This is a genomic window from Flavobacterium sp. 103 (assembly GCF_003096795.1).
In the GTDB taxonomy this organism is placed as follows: Bacteria; Bacteroidota; Bacteroidia; order Flavobacteriales; family Flavobacteriaceae; genus Flavobacterium.
Genome location: NZ_QENX01000001.1, coordinates 940,942 through 960,817, shown reverse-complemented (window position 1 = coordinate 960,817; position 19,876 = coordinate 940,942). Strand labels below are relative to the sequence as shown.

Annotated in this window: 17 protein-coding genes; 10 read left to right on the top strand and 7 right to left on the bottom strand. The window is 35.2% G+C overall.

All coding sequences use genetic code 11. The annotated features are described in order from the left end of the window. The first annotated feature begins 135 nt into the window (after nt 1-135). Complete coding sequence (locus C8C85_RS03860) at nt 136-2,403, top strand: aconitate hydratase (RefSeq protein WP_116795911.1); 2,268 nt, start codon at nt 136-138, stop codon at nt 2,401-2,403. 398 nt (nt 2,404-2,801) lie between these two features. On the opposite strand, the gene C8C85_RS03855 is transcribed toward C8C85_RS03860, so the two are convergent. From C8C85_RS03855 to C8C85_RS18410, 4 genes are all read right to left on the bottom strand, one after another. Continuing rightward, a complete protein-coding gene (locus tag C8C85_RS03855; protein ID WP_116795910.1) occupies nt 2,802-3,251 on the bottom strand; it encodes a hypothetical protein in 450 nt (149 codons plus the stop codon). A 202-nt stretch (nt 3,252-3,453) separates the two neighbouring features. Next, complete coding sequence (locus C8C85_RS03850) at nt 3,454-4,458, bottom strand: hypothetical protein (RefSeq protein WP_116795909.1); 1,005 nt, start codon at nt 4,456-4,458, stop codon at nt 3,454-3,456. A 169-nt stretch (nt 4,459-4,627) separates the two neighbouring features. Continuing rightward, the gene (locus C8C85_RS03845; RefSeq protein WP_116795908.1) at nt 4,628-4,990 is read right to left on the bottom strand and encodes a hypothetical protein; all 363 of its coding nucleotides are present in this window, start codon (nt 4,988-4,990) and stop codon (nt 4,628-4,630) included. A gap of 342 nt (nt 4,991-5,332) precedes the next feature. Continuing rightward, entirely contained in the window at nt 5,333-5,830 is a 498-nt protein-coding gene (locus tag C8C85_RS18410) for a hypothetical protein (RefSeq protein WP_165818089.1), read from the bottom strand. A gap of 426 nt (nt 5,831-6,256) precedes the next feature. On the opposite strand from C8C85_RS18410, the gene trhA reads away from it, so the two are divergent. From trhA to C8C85_RS03825, 3 genes are all read left to right on the top strand, one after another. Next, a complete protein-coding gene (gene trhA / locus C8C85_RS03835) occupies nt 6,257-6,889 on the top strand; it encodes a PAQR family membrane homeostasis protein TrhA (protein ID WP_111411223.1) in 633 nt (210 codons plus the stop codon). A gap of 211 nt (nt 6,890-7,100) precedes the next feature. Next, on the top strand, nt 7,101-8,525 hold the full coding sequence (locus C8C85_RS03830; RefSeq protein WP_116795907.1) for a C40 family peptidase: 1,425 nt from the start codon (nt 7,101-7,103) through the stop codon (nt 8,523-8,525). Between the two features lie 341 nt (nt 8,526-8,866). Continuing rightward, on the top strand, nt 8,867-10,273 hold the full coding sequence (locus C8C85_RS03825; protein WP_116795906.1) for an APC family permease: 1,407 nt from the start codon (nt 8,867-8,869) through the stop codon (nt 10,271-10,273). Nucleotides 10,274-10,471: 198 nt separating this feature from the next. Here C8C85_RS03825 and ald read toward each other — a convergent pair whose 3' ends face one another. Further along, nucleotides 10,472-11,596 (bottom strand): alanine dehydrogenase, encoded by a 1,125-nt coding sequence (ald, locus tag C8C85_RS03820; RefSeq protein WP_116795905.1) that lies wholly within the window; start codon nt 11,594-11,596, stop codon nt 10,472-10,474. A gap of 212 nt (nt 11,597-11,808) precedes the next feature. On the opposite strand from ald, the gene C8C85_RS03815 reads away from it, so the two are divergent. After that, nucleotides 11,809-12,267 (top strand): Lrp/AsnC family transcriptional regulator, encoded by a 459-nt coding sequence (locus C8C85_RS03815; RefSeq protein WP_077370209.1) that lies wholly within the window; start codon nt 11,809-11,811, stop codon nt 12,265-12,267. 236 nt (nt 12,268-12,503) lie between these two features. On the opposite strand, the gene C8C85_RS03810 is transcribed toward C8C85_RS03815, so the two are convergent. Continuing rightward, a complete protein-coding gene (locus C8C85_RS03810) occupies nt 12,504-13,952 on the bottom strand; it encodes a glyceraldehyde-3-phosphate dehydrogenase (RefSeq protein ID WP_116795904.1) in 1,449 nt (482 codons plus the stop codon). 155 nt (nt 13,953-14,107) lie between these two features. Next, a complete protein-coding gene (locus C8C85_RS03805) occupies nt 14,108-15,508 on the bottom strand; it encodes a trypsin-like peptidase domain-containing protein (protein ID WP_116795903.1) in 1,401 nt (466 codons plus the stop codon). Nucleotides 15,509-15,647: 139 nt separating this feature from the next. On the opposite strand from C8C85_RS03805, the gene dapF reads away from it, so the two are divergent. From dapF to C8C85_RS03780, 5 genes are all read left to right on the top strand, one after another. Then, nucleotides 15,648-16,430 carry a diaminopimelate epimerase gene (dapF, locus tag C8C85_RS03800; RefSeq protein ID WP_116798359.1) on the top strand — a complete coding sequence of 261 codons (783 nt, stop codon included), beginning with the start codon at nt 15,648-15,650 and terminating at the stop codon, nt 16,428-16,430. Between the two features lie 66 nt (nt 16,431-16,496). After that, a complete protein-coding gene (locus C8C85_RS03795; protein ID WP_116795902.1) occupies nt 16,497-17,021 on the top strand; it encodes an ORF6N domain-containing protein in 525 nt (174 codons plus the stop codon). A gap of 6 nt (nt 17,022-17,027) precedes the next feature. Continuing rightward, nucleotides 17,028-17,582, top strand: coding sequence for a GNAT family N-acetyltransferase (locus C8C85_RS03790; protein ID WP_116795901.1), 555 nt, complete (start codon nt 17,028-17,030; stop codon nt 17,580-17,582). 16 nt (nt 17,583-17,598) lie between these two features. Then, nucleotides 17,599-18,639 (top strand): endolytic transglycosylase MltG, encoded by a 1,041-nt coding sequence (mltG, locus tag C8C85_RS03785; RefSeq protein ID WP_116795900.1) that lies wholly within the window; start codon nt 17,599-17,601, stop codon nt 18,637-18,639. A gap of 571 nt (nt 18,640-19,210) precedes the next feature. Beyond that, entirely contained in the window at nt 19,211-19,846 is a 636-nt protein-coding gene (locus C8C85_RS03780) for a peptidoglycan-binding protein LysM (RefSeq protein ID WP_116795899.1), read from the top strand. The last annotated feature ends 30 nt before the right edge of the window (nt 19,847-19,876 follow it).

Below are 19,876 nucleotides of genomic sequence, written 5' to 3'. Positions count from 1 at the left end.
ATTAATCAGCGAATCTGCGGCCATTATTTAGACTCATGCGTTTGCTCTGCGGACAGTCATATTTTTTTATAACTACTTAATTTTTTTCGTAACTTGTAATGTTTAAATTATTAATAACAAAAACAATTATATGCTATGGCTTTTGATATTGAAATGATAAAAAAAGTGTACGCCAACATGAAAACTCGTGTTGATGCAGCACGCGAAATAGTTGGTCGCCCGCTTACTTTAACGGAGAAGATTTTGTACAGTCACCTTTGGGATGGAGCTGCTAAACAAGCTTACGGAAGAGGAGTTGATTATGTTGATTTTGCTCCAGACAGAGTTGCTTGCCAAGATGCAACGGCTCAAATGGCATTGCTGCAATTTATGCATGCAGGAAAGAAAACAGTTGCAGTACCAACTACGGTTCACTGTGATCACTTGATTTTAGCAAAAAATGGTGCTAAATCTGATTTAGCGGTAGCAAATACTCAATCTAAAGAAGTTTTTGATTTTCTATCATCAGTTTCTAATAAATATGGAATTGGTTTCTGGAAACCGGGATCTGGAATTATTCATCAAATTGTTTTAGAAAACTACGCTTTCCCTGGCGGAATGATGATTGGTACGGATTCACATACTGTAAATGCAGGGGGATTGGGAATGTTAGCCATTGGAGTTGGTGGTGCCGATGCTGTGGATGTAATGTCTGGAATGTCTTGGGAATTGAAATTTCCTAAATTAATTGGAGTGAAATTGACTGGAAAATTATCGGGTTGGACAGCTCCAAAAGATGTTATTCTAAAAGTAGCCGATATTCTTACCGTAAAAGGCGGAACTGGAGCTATCGTAGAATATTTTGGGGAAGGAGCAACTTCAATGTCTTGTACAGGAAAAGGAACTATCTGTAATATGGGTGCCGAAATTGGTGCCACGACATCTACATTTGGTTATGATGATTCCATGCGTAGATATTTAACGGCTACAGATCGTCAGGATGTGGTTGATGCTGCCGATAAAGTAGCTTCTTACTTGACTGCAGATCCAGAAGTATATGCTAATCCAGAAAAATATTTTGACCAACTTATCGAAATCAACTTATCAGAATTAGAACCACATATCAATGGACCTTTCACGCCAGACCGCGGAACTCCAGTTTCAAAAATGAAAGCAGAAGCAGCGGCAAATGGATGGCCAATAAAAATTGAGTGGGGATTAATCGGTTCTTGTACTAACTCTTCTTATGAAGATATGGCTCGTGCCGCTTCCATTGTAAATCAAGCGGTAGAACACGGAATTACCCCAAAAGCGGAATTCGGAATCAATCCAGGATCGGAACAAATTCGTTACACTATCGAAAGAGACGGAATCATAGCTACTTTCGAGAAAATGGGAACTAAAGTATTCACCAATGCTTGCGGACCATGTATCGGACAATGGGATAGAGCAGGAGCAGATAAAGAAGAGAAAAACACTATCGTGCATTCATTCAACCGTAATTTCTCCAAAAGAGCAGACGGTAACCCAAATACGCACGCTTTTGTAACTTCCCCAGAAATGGTCGCTGCATTAGCTATTTCAGGAAGATTAGATTTCAATCCGTTGACTGATACTTTAATGAATGACAATGGCGAAGCTGTAAAATTAACCGCTCCGTTTGGTGACGAATTACCAAAAAGAGGTTTTGATGTTGAAGATGCAGGTTTTCAAGCACCGGCAGAAGACGGATCAAGCGTTAAGATTGTAGTAAGCGAAACTTCAGATCGTTTACAGTTATTGGCCCCATTTGATCCATGGGACGGTAAAAACATTACAGGTGCTAAATTACTGATCAAAGCTTTCGGAAAATGTACTACAGACCACATCTCTATGGCAGGACCATGGTTGCGTTTCCGTGGACATTTAGATAATATCTCAAATAATATGCTGATTGGCGCTGTCAATGCATTCAACCAAACTGCAAATTCTGTTAAAAACCAATTGACAGGTGCTTATGATGCAGTTCCTGCTGTGGCGCGTGCCTACAAAGCAGCCGGAATACCTTCTATTGTTGTGGGAGATCACAACTATGGCGAAGGGTCTTCTCGCGAGCATGCGGCTATGGAACCTCGTTTCTTGGGTGTAAAAGCGGTATTGGTTAAATCATTTGCCCGTATCCACGAAACGAATCTTAAAAAACAAGGTCTGTTAGGATTGACATTTGCCAACGAAGGGGATTATGACAAAATCCAAGAGGATGACACGATCAACTTCACTGATTTGGTTGATTTCGCTCCAGGAAAACCATTAAGTATTGAATTCGTTCACGCTGATGGAAGCAAAGATATCATCTTGGCTAACCATACTTATAATGCAAGTCAAATAGGTTGGTTTGTTGCAGGTTCTGCATTGAACCTAATTGCGGCTGAAGCTAACGCATAAGTTTTTAAAATTTACATAAAAAAAAACTCTCAAGGCAACTTGGGAGTTTTTTGTTTAGGCATCGTAAATGTAATATGGAGCTAATCCTGCTGTCATTTCAAGCTTGTTTGTATCCTTGTTTTTTTCTAAGATATAAAAGGAGCTTCCTCTGGTCGCTCTTTTATATCAAGAAAAAATTCAAGGCTACTTCACAAGGCTTTCCATTCCCATCAGGGCTAGGGCATTCGTTTTCATAATGATATTTTTGTTTTGATTGGCTAACATCAGTCTGTGGAAAACCTAAAAAGAGGCACCGATAGGCACTGATAGGGGATTTGCCAAATCTTCCAAATACAAAACCAACTTCAAATTAAGCCTAATACCCAAATTGCTTGTAGCGTGTGTTGGCGGTAGTGCGTTTATTCTGCGATTGTTGTTTCGGTGTGATATTCAAAAAAATAGCTAAAAATAATTAAAATTGGTAAAGCAAGCAAAGCGGTAAAAGCAAACTCAATTCCATTTTGGCCACCGCTACCGTAACATAAAGTATTTCCATTAGTAAAAAGTGAAGCAAGGCTAGCTTGTATGAAGATATATTCAAACAAATTAAATAAAATTAAGTTTGTCTTTATTTTTTGATAAGGCACTGTTGATTTTCCATTTAGATATCTAAAAAATAAAATAGGTAATAAAATCATTCCAATCCAAGTTCCAGTCCAAATTAATTTCCATGAATTCGCACATTCCATTCCAATTTCGGTTAAAAGCATTTGGATACCCAATAATAAAATTGCAGTGAATCCAGGTATAAAAAAGCCAATTAGACAGAAAATCAGTGTGGCGTTTAAGTATCTATATTGATATTTCATTTTTAAAATTTCATACTTAATTCGTTATGGTGGATTCAAGACCTTAATGCAACAGTTGGTCTTTTTAGTGATGATCAAAAATACTAATTTGGTTTCAAATTAAGCTCATTATTCGGATTCGCCTAATCTTCCAAATACAAAACTATAATTAAATTAAGCCAAATCCCCAAATTGCTTGTAGCGTGTGTTGGCAGAAGTGCTTTTAAGTTTTATATGTTACAAGACTAAATTTTTCATCCAATATTGGTTTTATAGGATGGTTTTTCTTCCATTCCTCATATGCTGTAAAATTCAATTTAATATTTTCAGGAACTATCATCAACATATTATTCTTTTCCATTAAATATTCAGCCAAAAATCCAGCATTTATGATTTCATTGTATTGGTCTAAATACTCTCTTGTAGAATCGAGTGTTTTAAATTTATGTTTTGTTTCAAAGGCTACGATTTCCTTAATTGACTCAATTTGCATTTCAAGATACAAATCTGGAAAACCAGAAAGCCTTTCATTTTCTTTAATATTTTCGTTTGCCCAAGCTAATTTTTTTAATGCACCACCCATTACAGAACCTAACATCGTTGAATCTCTCATAACTGCTTTAGCAAAAATTATAGTCGCTTTTGTATTTAATAATTTTGTTCCAGTTAGTCTTGTTGGTTCAAATTTTTCTACAATTTTTTTTTCAACATTCTCAACTTGATTAGTATCTAATTCGTTTGTTGTCAATCTAATTTTGTAAAACCAATTCCCACATTCAAATAAAGATAATTGTGTTATTTCATTTTTGTCATTTTTCATTTCTGCTTTAATTCCATTACAGATATATTTATCGCCAACTTTTCTAATAAGCTTTTGTGTCGCATTTATTCCATTTTTAGAAAAATTAGCTATTGATTGCATAGAATTAAAATATTCATTTCTTAATCTATCTTCAGTAGCTTCATTTGTTGGATATATATAAATTGAAATTGTAGTTTTCTTATCGCTCGTTTCATTTTCATATGTCACACCAATATTTTCATCTTGTTTATCAAATGAGTAAACATCAATTCGTTTGTAAACATCAAATATTTCGGGAAAATTTGTTTTAGTTTCTGAATGAACATAATCGCCGTTCACTTTTATTTTTTTTGGACTTTTTCTTTCTTGACCCTGTAATTGGAATGCAAATAAAAATAGAATTGATATTGAAATTATTTTCTTCATTTAATATGTTAATATGTTAATTTTCTACTTCTGCGCGTGCATTTCTGCCAACAAGTATATATACGAAACATAACTTCGTCTATACATCTGTTAGTTGGTTAGCTTGACGAAATATTCGTCAGCATTATTCTCCCAAATATAATTGATTTCCTCACAATTCCAATTCGTTTTATTTTTTAATCAATTCCCGCAGTGTTTCCATCTGGATTTCCATTTTTTGTATGATGGCCTCTTTCTGGGCAAGTTCTTCTTTTAGGGCTCTTTCGCGAATGGTTTCAAAACGATAGGGCAGGTATTCGCCCAATTGAGCGATAAAATTGTGTTTCAATGCCAGGCTTAGTTTCCATAAAACGGCAAACTGCAGCGTATCTCTTTTGCAATAGGCTGCCAGTCCTTTGGGGCGTATGTTCAGTGCTCTGGCTACATCTGCTTTGGTTACAAGCTGCTGTGAAATGTGGTAATTGATAAAATTCCCCACCTGCGGGTACTGATCGCCCCTGTCGAGGCTGTGTTTTTTATTGTTGTCTGTCATAATAGTCTTTTTTTAAATAGTTTATACCCAATAAAAGTGATCAAACCACCCCATTATACACCCCTATGCTCCCTAAAAGCAGTACCGATACTATTATTTATAGGGTGTATGGGTACTATAAAGTAGGGGTCTTGCTCCATTAAAAGAGGGGCTATACTCCCTAAAGGAGGGAGGTTTGACCCTTATTTGTAGGGGGCTAAGGGTGTTTTTATGGGTGTACTATTACCCTAAAGCACCCCTATTAGTACTAGAAAAGAAGCCCCATAGGTCGTTTTTTGATTCGCTATTTCGGTAAAAAAAGCCCCATTGCCAAATGGGGCCAGTTTAGCATGGCAACGGTTGTTATTGCACGGGTGCAGGAGGTGCTGCAGTAGTTCCTGTACTGCTATTGCTCGGAAAACGTTTTTTGAGTTGATCGACTATGCTGTCGGCACCCTGAACTCCGGCATCGGCTGCCGAACCAAAGGATTTGTACAGCGCCAGCGCCACACTGTAGGCTTCGCTTCCTGCGAGCATTTTAGTGTCTTCAATGCGCTCACAAAGCTGGTTTGCCAATCCCGAGATTTCATCCAGTTGCGTAAAAAGTGTTAAATCACTTTGCATATTCGCCACCGAAAGATAGGAAGGAACAAGCGTTGGATTGTTTACCGCTGCATTAATGGCATCTTCGGTAAACGCCTTGTTGCTGACATCAATAGTGATTAATGATTTTCTCTCATCGGCAGTTAAACCCACCAGAAAAGGAAGATTGGTTAGAATAGTTTGGAAAGCGGCTTTGACTGCCGTTACCTGTGCTGCCGTAGCAGTAGCGTTTACGCGATTGTTAAGCAAATTTGACATAAATAGTTTTTTATTGGTTATTGCAATAATAGATTACAAAATCAAAACTAAACTATTTTTGCTTTTTTGCATAGCTTTTTTCTTTCTTTATTTTTGTATTTTGTTAAAAATATAAGTAAAGCGCTACTGTTGAGTTTTAAAGTTGTGGGGTTTTTATCATTGTAGTTGGGTTTGCAAGTCAAATTCTCACAAAGACGCAAAGAAACTGCCTTAACCTTTGCGTCTTTGCGAGAGTTTATTTAAATATCCTGCTTTTCACAATAGTAGAGGAGAGATTTCCGCAAGTAGCTCGACAATGCATTTTACTATCAAAAAAAAATATTGAGTAAACAGAGCAGAATTTTAAAAGCTTATGCCTCGGAATGGTTGAAATTAAATGATGAAATCGTATCTTTAGTGAAATAAAAACTATTAAATCAGACTGTAATGGAAGTAAGAATACAAACGCGCAACGAAGAATTAGCCAATGGAATTTCACATGCTCTTGGTGTGCTTTTTTGTTTAATCGGAATGCCGTTCCTTCTTATGAAATCAAGCGGACAGCACAATTTAATTACCGAATCTTCCGTTATTGTTTTTGGAATAGGAATGTTATTGGTGTATTCATTTTCGTCTTTGTATCATTTGGCACAAAAAGAGAAAACGAAACAGTTGCTTAAAATTGCAGATCACATCAGTATTTACTATCTAATTGCCGGAACCTACTCACCATTGATGGTTATTTATTTGAATAAAGAAACGGCTTTGGTTTTTCTGGGAATAATGTGGTCAATAGTTTTGCTGGGAACTTTTTTTAAGATTTTTTACGTTGATCGTTTTAAGTTTCTTTCTGTTTTGTTTTATTTATTGATGGGATGGATGATCGTTTTTGTGATAAAGCCGTTATGGGGAGTTATTCCTTTATCGATTTTTTTGTGGATACTTGCCGGAGGATTGAGTTATACTGTAGGCGTTTATTTTTATGTAAAAGGACATAAAAACTACTTTCATACTGTTTGGCATTTTTTTGTGCTTTTAGGTACTGTTTTTCACTATGTAGCTATTTTGGAAAGTTTGTAAACTGTTTTAATAATTAACATTATCAACTGCTAAGAAGATTATTGTAACATTTTTTTAAATTTTAGTAATCCTTTAACTTTCAAATCTAACAAATAACTTATATTTGTAAATCTCGATAAAAATCCCTTTTTGAGGGATGAAATACGATAAAATTCAATAAATTACCTCGAAATCGTACGTATTAAAAAAAATGAGGTGAAAAAATACAAGTATGAAGTTTTTAAGAGTAATTGTTTTAGCGTTTATTTTTTGTAGTGTTGGTGTTTTTTCGCAAGAGAATAACATCAAACACACCATAGTAAAAGGGGAAACAATTTCTAGTATTGCTCAAAAATATAATGTTTCTATTGTTTCTATTTATAAGCTAAATCCCAAGGCTAAAAAGACCTTGCAACTTAATCAGGTTTTGCAGATTCCAAATTCTGAATCTAAAAAAACGAATGAATTGGTAGTTGCTGATTCTGAAAAAACAATAGATATCAATCACCAAGTATTGACCAAAGAAACAATTTACGGAATTACAAAGCAATTCAAAACTACTACAGAACTACTTTATAAAGCCAATCCTCAATTAGAAACAGAAGGATTAAAAGTTGGCCAAACGATTGTTATCCCATCGAGTTTGACTAAAAAAGAGATAGCAAATTTATCCAATTCAAAAACGCAAGAGATAGTTGAGACGGTAGAAGCATCAACTCCATTAACGCACCAAGTGAAAGCTAAAGAATCCTTGTATGTTATTGCAAAGATATATGGTGTTTCATTAAAAGAATTGCAAAATTCAAATCCAAAAATAGGAAAGAAAGGATTAAGCATTGGACAAACTATTTTGATTCCAAGTAATGGTAAAATAGTTGAAAATGAAGTTGTACTTGAAGTAAAAAAGTCTGAAACGAAAGAAGTTTCTACTGCGGTTAAGGAAAGTAAAGAAGTGGCTTCTGTGCTTGACGAAAAAGAAGTTAACGATAAAGAGGTAAAAGCAGATTCACAAATTCAGACATCAGAAATCATTCATGAGGTTTTGACCAAAGAAACTAAGTACGGAATTGCAAAGAAATACGGAATTACTGTTGCAGAATTAGAAAAGCAAAATCCTGCTATTCAACAAAAATTATTGGTTGGTTCAAAGTTGAGTATTCAAGTTCCTAATGATAAAATTGAAAAGGGGAGTGAAGTGGACGTGGCAGAGTCTCAAATAAAATTAATTCCTAAAGATACAATAAGCGCAACGTTTAATAATATGTCGAATGTAGGTTTGATCGATCAATTGATACAAACAGCATACGATAAAATAGGAACAAGATATAGAAGTGGAGGTACCACAACCGCTGGATTTGATTGTTCGGGGTTTATGTGTTCTACATTCGGAAATTTTGATATAAAATTACCGAGATCTTCTATAGAACAGTCAAGTTTTGGTGAAAGAGTAGAAACCGAGAATGTGCAAAAAGGTGATTTGATTTTCTTTAAAACTAACGGAAGAAGTCATATCAATCATGTTGGAATGGTAATCGATGTAGCTGAAGATGAAATAAAATTTATTCATTCTTCAACACATTCAGGAGTGATTATCTCTTCTACCAAAGAGCCTTATTACCGTCGTAATTTTGCACAGGTGAATCGAGTATTAAAATAACTTTTAAAAAAATAATTCAATGGAACTCTTAAGGAAACTTAAGAGTTTTTTGTTTTTTATTATTTAATCTTTCGGTGTAAAGACAGGGCAAACGCATGAGTTTAAATAATGGCCGCAGATTCGCTGATTAATTTATTGGAAAGCTGATTTTTTTTTGATTTTAAAGAAATTAATTTGCGCTAATTCCGCTGAAAGCGGTTAATTCGGTATAGAAATTTCAATTAAAATTTGCGAATCTGCGGTAAAAACAACTCATGCGTTTGCCCTGGGTGTAAAGAGTATTATTAGCCATTTTCAAAAAAAAGTATATCTTTAGCCAACCAAAAAATAAACCTATAAAAATGGAAGAAAACAAACCAGAAGAATTTAAAAGAGAACTCGGATTACTAGACGGAACAATGCTTGTTGTTGGATCAATGATTGGATCAGGGATATTTATTGTGAGCTCGGATATGGTGCGCCAATTGGGTTCTGCCGGCTGGCTGATTGCGATGTGGGTGCTTACCGGATTTATTACCGTGATTGCAGCCGTTAGTTATGGCGAGTTGAGCGCGATGTTTCCTAAAGCGGGCGGGCAATACGTTTATATAAAAGAAGCTTACGGAAAACTGATTGGGTTTTTATACGGTTGGAGCTTTTTTGCCGTGATACAAACCGGTACAATTGCCGCTGTGGGTGTGGCTTTCTCGAAATTTGCGGCTTATTTGTATTCTCCTGTAAGCGAAAAAAATATTATTTATGAATTAGGCGATTTCAAACTGAGTGCTGCCCAAATCGTTTCGATAATCACCATTATTTTATTGAGTTATATCAATAGTCGTGGTGTGAAAAACAGCAAGATTTTGCAAACAGTTTTGACGGTTATTAAAATTGCCTCGATTTTTGGATTGATTATTTTCGGATTCGTGGCAGCTAAATCCGAAGTTTGGGACGCCAACTGGGCGAATGCCTGGACTTCTCAATCATTGAATACTGATACGGGTTCTTGGCTTCCGATTAGTGGAGTGGCCTTGATTTCGGCAATGTCGGCGGCATTGGTGGGATCGTTGTTTTCTAGCGTGGCATGGGAAGGCGTGACTTTTATCGCTGGGGAAATCAAAAATCCAAAACGCAATGTAGGATTGAGTTTGTTTCTAGGAACCTTGATTGTAAGTTGTATTTATATTTTGGCCAATGTGATGTATTTGGCGGTGGTCCCTTTGCAGGATATTGCTACGGCAGAATCGGATAGAGTGGCTGTTGTGGCATCACAAAATATTTTCGGAAATATTGGAACATTAATTATCGCCTTGATGATTATGATTTCGACTTTTGCCTGTAATAATGGTTTGATTATGACTGGGGCAAGGGTTTATTATACGATGGCGCAAGACGGTTTGTTTTTCAAAAAAGCTTCCCATTTGAACAAGGCGAGCGTACCGGCCTGGGCATTGTGGGCGCAGTGTTTTTGGGCTTCGGCCTTGTGTTTGACTGGAAAATACGGCGATTTGTTGGACTTTGTTGTAATTATTGTTTTGATATTTTACATCCTGACCATTTACGGAATTTTTGTTCTTCGCAAGAAAATGCCAGATGCCGAAAGACCATATAGGGCTTTTGGTTATCCGTTTTTGCCAGCACTTTATATTCTTATTGCCATTGCCATTTGTATTGCTTTGTTATACACAAAACCTAGTACTTGTGGTTGGGGTGTTTTTATAATGTTGATTGGAATTCCGATTTATTATTTGACTAAATCTAAGGAATAAGTGTTCAGATTTTAGATTGCAGATTTCAGAACTCAGATTGTCTCGAGAATTCTGAATTAGGATGCAGATTATATTAAGAAAGTTTTTTGAAAATCCGTCTCATGAATCGAGACGGATTTTTTGTTCGTGATATAAAACAGAAAACCCGTTTTGATGAACAAAACGGGTTTTTCTAGTGTAGTAAGCACTTATTTAATATTAGCAAACTGCGTCGGCTAATACTAACTCTTCATTAAAAGGAAGGTTCCAAGCTTCGGCTACTCCTTTGTAAAGGATTTTTCCGTTTGCTATGTTTAATCCTTTTTTTAATTCTTCGTTCTCAGCACAAGCTTTTTGCCATCCTTTGTTTGCCAATTGTACAGCGTAAGGTAATGTAGCATTTGTAAGCGCCAAAGTTGAAGTATAAGGTACTGCACCTGGCATATTAGCCACACAGTAATGTACGATATCATCAATGATGAAAGTTGGGTTTTCGTGAGTTGTAGGAGTACAAGTTTCGATACATCCTCCTTGATCTACAGCAACGTCAACAAGAACTGTTCCTGGGCGCATAGATTTTAACATTTCACGTTTAATCAAATGTGGTGCTTTTGCTCCTGGGATTAATACAGCTCCAATAATCAAATCAGTGTCTAAAATTGCTTTTCTGATGTTGTATTCGTTAGACATTTGTGTCATAACATTAGCTGGCATAATATCGTCTAATTGACGTAAACGTGGCAAGCTCACATCCATGATAGTTACTTGAGCTCCTAGACCAGCAGCCATTTTTGCGGCTTGAGTTCCTACGATTCCGCCACCAAGTACTAATACTTTAGCAGGAGGAACACCTGGGACACCACCTAGAAGAATTCCTCTTCCTTTTAATGGTTTTTCTAAGTATTTTGCACCTTCTTGAATAGACATACGACCTGCTACTTCAGACATTGGAACTAATAATGGTAAGCTACGGTCTGTTTTTTCAACAGTTTCGTATGCCAAACAGATAGCTTGACGCTCAATCATTGCATGAGTTAATGGCTCAGATGATGCAAAGTGAAAGTATGTGAAAAGTAATTGATCTTTTTTAATAAGTGGGTATTCTGAAGCGATTGGCTCTTTTACTTTGATAATCATTTCAGCGATACCATATACTTCTTCAATAGTAGGTAAGATTACAGCACCGGCTGCAGCATATTCTTCATCAGCAAAACCGCTTCCTTCACCTGCAGTTGCTTGAACATAAACACTATGACCGTTATTTTTCATCTCAGCAACACCTGCTGGAGTTAGAGCAACACGATTTTCGTTATTCTTAATTTCTTTTGGTACACCGATTATCATAACTGTTGTATTTAGTGATTGATTTAAAATTCAATTACAAATTTAGGAGATAAAGAAAAATTTTGTTCATAGTAAATGAAAATAGGAAAATATTATTTTTATTTAGTAATTTTGCATGAAATATTTCTTTTTTTGATGCTTTTTTTATTTGTAAAAAGAAAATTAATCGGATTATTTTGTTATAAATCAATTTTAATAAACCTCTTTTTGTTATGATTTTAGACGAAAACGACAGAAAAATATTGCGCCTCCTGCAGGAAGATGCTCATTTGACATTAAAAGACATTTCAAATCGTATAAATCTCTCGCTAACTCCAGTTCATGATAGAGTGAAACGTCTTGAAAAAGAGGGTATTATAGAGCGATATGTTTCTATTTTGAACAAGAAAAAACTAGGTAAAAACCTGACTGTTTACTGTCAAGTGACCTTGGTGAAGCAAACTTTTGATATTTCGGATAGTTTCAATCAAGCGATATTGAATTTGCCTGAAGTGGTGGAATGTAATTTTGTTTCGGGAAGTTTTGATTATATGCTCAAAATTGTATTGCCCGATATGGAAAGTTACCATCATTTTCATCAAATGAAATTATCCATTTTGCCTGAGGTATCTTTGATAAACAGTTTTTTTATTATTTCGGAAGTGAAGAGTACGACGGTTTTGCCGATTTAGATTTTACGAGTTATACATGTCTAAAAATTAACCGCAAAGTTCGCAAAGAATACCTCAAAGTTCGCAAAGCTTTGCGAACTTTGAGGTTAAGAAAGTTTTTTTTTGAACTGAAAATAAAAAAAATCCGCCTTGTTCTAAAACTTGGCGGATTTCTGTTGAATTCAGGCTGGGGCAATTTATTATCTAAAAACTAAAATTAAAACTAAAAGAGCTTTCCCAACCTGTAAATCTAAATGCTAGTAGTACGTAAAACGTCTTACTTTGGCAATATATTTGGCTAGTCTTATTACTTGGTGACTGTAGCCGTATTCGTTGTCGTACCAAATGTAAAGCACTATGTTTTTTCCGTCTTTGGAAACGATGGTGGCATTGCTGTCATAAATTGAAGGTGCAGAGGTTCCCACGATGTCTGAAGAAACTAATTCGTTATTCAATGAATATTTGATTTGTTCTACCAATTCGCCTTCAAGTGCATACTTTTTCATAATAGCGTTGATAGCCTCTACCGAAGTTTCTTTGTTTACTTCAAGATTCAGTACAACCAAAGAACCATTTGGAACTGGAACGCGAATAGCATTTGAAGTTAATTTACCTTCCAATGATGGCAATGCTTTGGCAACTGCAGTTCCGGCACCAGTTTCGGTGATGACCATATTGAGTGCAGCAGCTCTACCACGACGGTATTTATTGTGCATATTGTCGACCAAATTTTGGTCGTTTGTATAAGCGTGAATTGTTTCTAGGTGTCCTTTTACAACTCCCAATGTATCTTCAATCGCTTTTAGGATTGGAGTAATCGCATTGGTGGTGCAGGAAGCTGCCGAGAAAATGTCGATTTCGTCTGGGTTGTATTCGTTTTGATTAACACCGTGAACGATATTTGGAACTCCTTTTCCTGGTGCGGTAAGTAATACTTTGTCAACTCCTTTTGAAACTAAATGACGGCTCAATGCTTCTTTGGTTGTAAAAGCGCCAGTATTGTCAATCACTAGGGCATTGTCAATTCCGTATTTAGTATAGTCAATTTCCTCTGGAGTGTTTGCAGTGATGATATGAACGGTAGTACCGTTGATGATTAAGGCATTGTTTTTTGTATCGGCAACAACAGAACCTTGAAAATCTCCGTGAATGGAATCGTAACGTAATAATGAAGCTCTTTTTTCTAGACTTGTAGCGTCGTTTTTATCTCTCGTAACGATTGCTCTCAAACGCATTTGCTCTCCTTTTCCCGTTTTGGACATTAGCTCTCGTGCCAATAAGCGACCAATACGACCAAAGCCATAAAGAATTACATCTTTGGGTTGGATTTCTTCAGAGAATTTAGCTTCTTTTAATTTGTCTAAAACAAAATGTCTTGCATCTGGATATTTTTCATCTTCAAGACGGTACTCGTAAGTAAGTTTTCCAATATCCAATTTTGATGGTGGTAAGTCCAAAGTAAGAATTACATTGGCGATTTCAACTGAATCGGAAACCGAGATTGGTTTGCCTACAAATTTACCTGCATATTCATGTAAGTTGATAATTTCACTTACGTTTCTATCTATTAATTGATTGCGGAACAAAACCAATTCGATTGATTTGTCATACCATAAATCACTAATAATTTTAATTAATTCTACTCCTGAACGTCTTCTGTCGGCTTGAAACGAAACCTCTTTTTCGTATAAATCCATGTTATTCATGTTGAAAATTTGTATTGTTAATTAATGCAGTTTTTTAAAATTTGGTGCAAAAGTACTTATTTCAATCGATTTCGTAACTTTTTTTATAACTTTTTTGGAATAAAAAAAGCCGACTTGCATTTGCAAGCCGACTTTAAATTTATCGTTTTAACTTTTTAGATAATGATTCGCATGACCTCACCGTTTTTATTTATCATTTCGATACGGATGCTTTGTTTTTCGTCTTTATTATTCAAAAGTTTAGAAACCGTTTCGACATTCGTTGCTTTGACATTATCAATGCTCAAAATGATATTTCCAGTAAGTTCATCACTATATTGTGCTAAGTTTTCATTGTTAATGGATTTGATTTTTACGCCATAATCCAATTTGAATTTCTTTTTATCGGCAGCATCAATGTTCTCCAGTTCGATTCCTTTGAATTCGGTGCTAAAGTTTTCATTTTTACTCAATATAACTGGTACAACTAAATTTTTGCCATCTCTAATGATAGTAACCTGAACTTTATCATTAGGTCTTTTGGTGTTAACATAGCCTGAAAGATCAGCAAAAGTAGAAATATCCTGATTGTCTAATTTGATGATGATATCTCCTTTTTGTAATTTGGCTTTTTCGGCACCCGAGTTTTTGGATACTCTGTTAATGTAAAAGCCTTGTGTTTGTGAAATTCCCAATTCTTTGGAAGCAGTTCCGTTCAATTCACCTCCTTCAACTCCTAGAATTCCTCTTTGTACATTTCCAAATTCCATTATGTCTTCGATTATTTTTCGGGCATTATTGGAAGGAATGGCAAAAGAATAGCCAACATAAGAACCTGTCATTGATGAAATCATAGTGTTGATTCCAATCAATTCACCACGGGTGTTTACCAAAGCACCGCCACTGTTTCCTGGGTTTACCGCAGCATCAGTTTGTATGAAAGACTGAATTCCTCGAGCGTCCAGATTTCTGGCTTTGGCCGAAACAATTCCGGCTGTTACGGTTGATGTCAAGTTGTATGGATTTCCTACGGCTAATACCCATTCACCTACTTTAACCGAATCGGAGTTGGCAAATGTAGAATAGGGTAATTTTTCATCGGCATCGATTTTTAGCAAAGCAATGTCCATTTTAGAATCGGTTCCAATGAGTTTTGCTTTGTACGTTTTTTTGTTGTTCAATGTGATTTCAATGTCTGTAGCGTCTTTTACCACGTGATTGTTGGTCACGATATAACCATCTTCAGAAATGATGACACCTGATCCAGTTCCAACTTGCTCTTGCTGTTGTTGTCCCCCATATCCGTAAAAGTATTCCATGATGGGATTAGAAATCGTTCTCACAGATACATTCTTTACGTGAACTACAGTGTGTACAGTTTTGTCTGCGGCGACTGTAAAATCGATGTTTTCTGCGGCTAGACCAACTTGTCTTCCGTAGGATTCAGGAGCAAGTGTTGTAATTCCATGTTTGTTGGACGAAAAATAACCATTGTTGTCAAATAATAATTTGTATGCGCCAAGGGTTGTTGCGCCACTCAACAAGGATACCAAGAATAATTTTGAAATTTGTTTCATTTTGCTTTTCGTTTTTATTAGTTATTTGATAACGAATTTAGCAGATTTTTTTTTTCGAACAATATGGTTTAACGCTCTTTAACAATGATTAACAATTCATTAATAGTTTGTACTTTTGTGTGATAAAATGGAAATAAAAATGCAATTAGAATTTTATAAATACCAAGGTGCTGGAAACGATTTTGTTATGATTGACAATCGTTCCGGATTTTTTCCAAAAGAGAATACACAGCTGGTTGCTCATTTGTGCGACAGACGTTTTGGGATAGGTGGTGACGGCCTTATTTTGTTAGAAAATGACTCTGATACTGATTTTAAAATGGTGTATTATAATTCAGATGGGAATCAAAGTTCGATGTGTGGCAATGGAGGACGTTGTTTGGTGGCTTTCGCCAAAGATTTGAATGTGATTGAGAATGCTACTACTTTCATTGCGACTGATGGTTTGCATCACGCTTCATTTGAAGACAACGGATTGGTTTCTTTGCAGATGATTGATGTTCCGACTATAGATATTAAAAAAGACCACTCTTTCTTGAATACAGGTTCCCCACATCATGTTCAAATGGTGGAGGATTTAGAGCATTACAACATAAAAGAAGAAGGTGCTGCGATTCGTTATGGCGAATTATACGGCGCTGCAGGTAGCAATATTAATTTTGTAAAAAAAATAGACGATACCACTTTTAGACTTCGCACCTACGAAAGAGGTGTTGAAGACGAGACTTTGGCTTGCGGAACAGGGGCTACGGCAGTTGCAATTGCTATGAATGCCACAGGACAAACAAATGCCACAGTTATCAATGTAAATGTTGAAGGCGGAAAATTAGTGGTTTCTTTTGATAAAACGCCAAATGGTTTTACAAATGTGTTCCTAAAAGGTCCTGCAGAATTTGTGTTTAAAGGGACGATAGAGATTTAAGGTAAAAAGATATAGCCAGAGTCTAGGTTTTTGGTAGCCAAAAAAAACTACAAGTAAATAGATATTATGAACAATGCGATTACCATTCCTGACGATATTATTAGCAGTAAAATTTACTTAATAAGAAATCAGAAAGTAATGTTGGATAAAGATTTAGCAGAACTTTATGTTGTTGAAACCAAACAACTAAAAAGACAAGTTCGTAGGAATATGGAACGATTTCCTGAAGATTTTATGTTTGAACTTAACCAACAAGAGTTCGATAACTTGAGGAGTCAATTTGGCACCTCAAATTGGGGAGGTACAAGATATTTACCAATGGCATTTACAGAGCAAGGAGTTGCAATGTTGTCAAGCGTACTTAATAGTCCTACGGCAATTAAAGTGAACATACAAATTATTAGGGTTTTTACCAGAATAAGAGAAATGCTTACTGATAGTTTGAGTATGAAACTAGAAATAGAGGAGATTAAAAAGAAACTTTCTAATCATTCTAAAAATATTGAATTAGTTTTTAATTATCTTGATGAGCTTATTGATAAAAAGGAAAATAATGAGCCAAGAAAAAAAATTGGATATAAAAACGATTAATTCTAAATGAAAACATTAAAAAGAGATAATATTTATATCCGAGCACTTGAACCCAATGATTTGGAGTTTATTTATTGTATAGAAAATGATCAAAGCATTTGGGAAGTGAGCAACACGCATACGCCTTACAGTCGGTTTTTGGTGAAGCAGTATTTGGAAAATGCGCATCAGGATATTTATGAAGCGAAGCAATTGCGATTGGCAATTTGTCAAGATGAAGATTTTCCGGCTTTGGGACTGATTGATTTGTTTGATTTTGATCCTAAGAACAATAGGGCAGGTGTTGGGATTGTGATTCAGGAATCAGCCAATAGGAATAAGAATATTGGGTCGGAAGCATTGGACTTGCTTATTCAGTATGCTTTTTATAATCTTAATTTGCATCAATTATATGCAAATATTGGATGTGAAAATAAAGCTAGTATTGCTCTTTTTACTAAATTTGGTTTCCAAAAAATAGGCGTAAAGAAAGATTGGACTTTGGTAAATGGAGTTTACAAAGACGAAGCAATTTTTCAGTTAATTAATAATCACACGAGCGACAGCGAACTGGCGCAGTAATTTAAATTTTTTTATTTTGAATCTAAAAAAAATAGTATCATTAGTATCTGTTGCATTAATATCAATATTAATCGTTTATGGTTTTGTTTTAATGTATCAAATTTTTAGTGGTAACACAAAATTTGCAGATAAAGAGTTGTATGTATACGTACCAACAGGATCCGATTATGAGCAAGTAAAACATATTTTGGAGCCTTATGTCAAAGATATAAGCCGTTTTGAAATGGTAGCTGGAAAAACGAGCTATCCAGAAAATGTAAAGGCAGGTCGTTTTTTGCTAAAGAGTGGTATGAATAGCTACGAGTTGGTCAAAGCGATGAAATTTAATGATCCCGTAAGTTTGGCTTTTAATAATCAAGAGCGTCTAGAAAATTTTGCGGGTAGAGTTGGTTCCCAAATCGAGCCGGATAGTCTTGAGTTATTGAATACGTTTAGAGATTCAATTTTTTTGAAAGAAAACGGATTTACGGAAGAGAATGTTCTAGTGATGTTTATTCCTAATACTTATGATATTTACTGGAATACTTCGGCAGAGAAGTTTCGTGATAAAATGATTAAGGAATACAATAAATTTTGGAACAAAGAACGTACTGCCAAAGCTGCTGCACAAGGTTTGACTCCAATTCAAGCAACTATCCTAGCTTCGATAGTACATAAAGAATCAGTTAAGAAAGATGAAAGACCAAGAATTGCGGGTGTTTATTTGAATAGATTGAGGCTAGAAATGCCATTGCAGGCCGATCCGACTGTAATTTTTGCAATGAAAAAGAAATCAAACGATTTTAATCAAGTAATCAAAAGAGTGTTCTACAATGATTTGATTATGAAATCACCTTATAATACATACGTGAATATCGGACTTCCTCCTGGACCAATCGCAATGCCCGACATTACGGCTCTTGAAGCGGTTTTAAACCCTGAAAAGAATAATTATATCTATTTCTGTGCGAGTGTAGATCGTTTTGGATACCATGAATTTGCAGCTACTTTGGCTGAACATAATGTTAATGCCAAAAAATATTCAGATTGGATTAATAGCCAAGGAGTGCAGCGTTAGATAGATATTCGTATTATAAAAAAAGCTTCAAAATTGTTAGAACAGTTTTGAAGCTTTTTTTTGGTCTAAATTTTTTCTAATCAATTTGAATTTTATGCAAAATGATGTTCTAAAAACGAGATTGCATGAGGGATGGAAATGACATCTCCCGATTTAGAAAAACAAGGCTTTTTTAGCCGTAGTTTTTGTTAATCGGGAATATAATGGACAGCCCGACCCTTGTGGTCATGCCCAAAAATCAATATATTAATTAACAATTCTTATATTTTTATTTCAAACGTTATCGTAAAATGAAGATTTTGTAATCATTTCAGTGTTATTTTGCTTTTCCTAGACGTTTTTTCTTTTTTTAAACAAGAATAAGCTTATGTTTTAATACTGAATAAGTTATGTTTTTTCAATTATTTCAATTTATTTTCAAAACTCGAACGCCCGCACAATTAGTAACTTAAGGAGTGAAAAATTAAAAAGTTGATAAGTTTAAAGCCTTGATTTTCAGCTTTATTTTTAAAGTCGTATCTTTGAGCATAGAAATTTCATAACGGGACAGCGTTTTGAAGAAAACCCAAATATGATAAAAAAATGGTATTTTTACACAAGTTTGATTGTTGTAGTAGCTTTTTTAAGCTTAGGTTTTAAACCCTCCAAATTAGAATCTACCCCATGGTTTCTAATTAACGAAACAGATGATACATCCTACTTACTACCATCATTAAATGTGAGCGATTATACCAATTCTGAGATTCCCTATACTGGAACCTTTTTTATTGGATATAAAGAAGCAATCGGCTTCAAAGAATCACAAGGAAAATACAGAAAAATTAATTCTCTCGGCTATTTAGGAAAATACCAATTTGGTATTGAAACTTTAAAAACTATTGGGGTTCACAATTGCGACGCATTCTTGAACAGCCCCAGAATGCAAGAAAAAGCTTTTATTGCCCTTTTGTCAAAAAACAAATGGGAACTAAGAAGAGTCATTGAAAGGTATGATGGAACTGTTTTGAATGGAATCCGAATTACTGAATCAGGAATTTTGGCAGCGGCACATCTTGCTGGTGTGGGATCTGTTAAAAAATATTTCAGATATAAAGGGAAGCGTTTTATTAAAGACGTTTATGGAACTTCATTAAGAAGCTATCTGAGAAAATTTGGAGGTTACGATACTTCCTTTATTGTTGCTGACAGTACTGCAAGAGTGATTTAAATTGTATTGAACCTTGAATTTTATTTATTA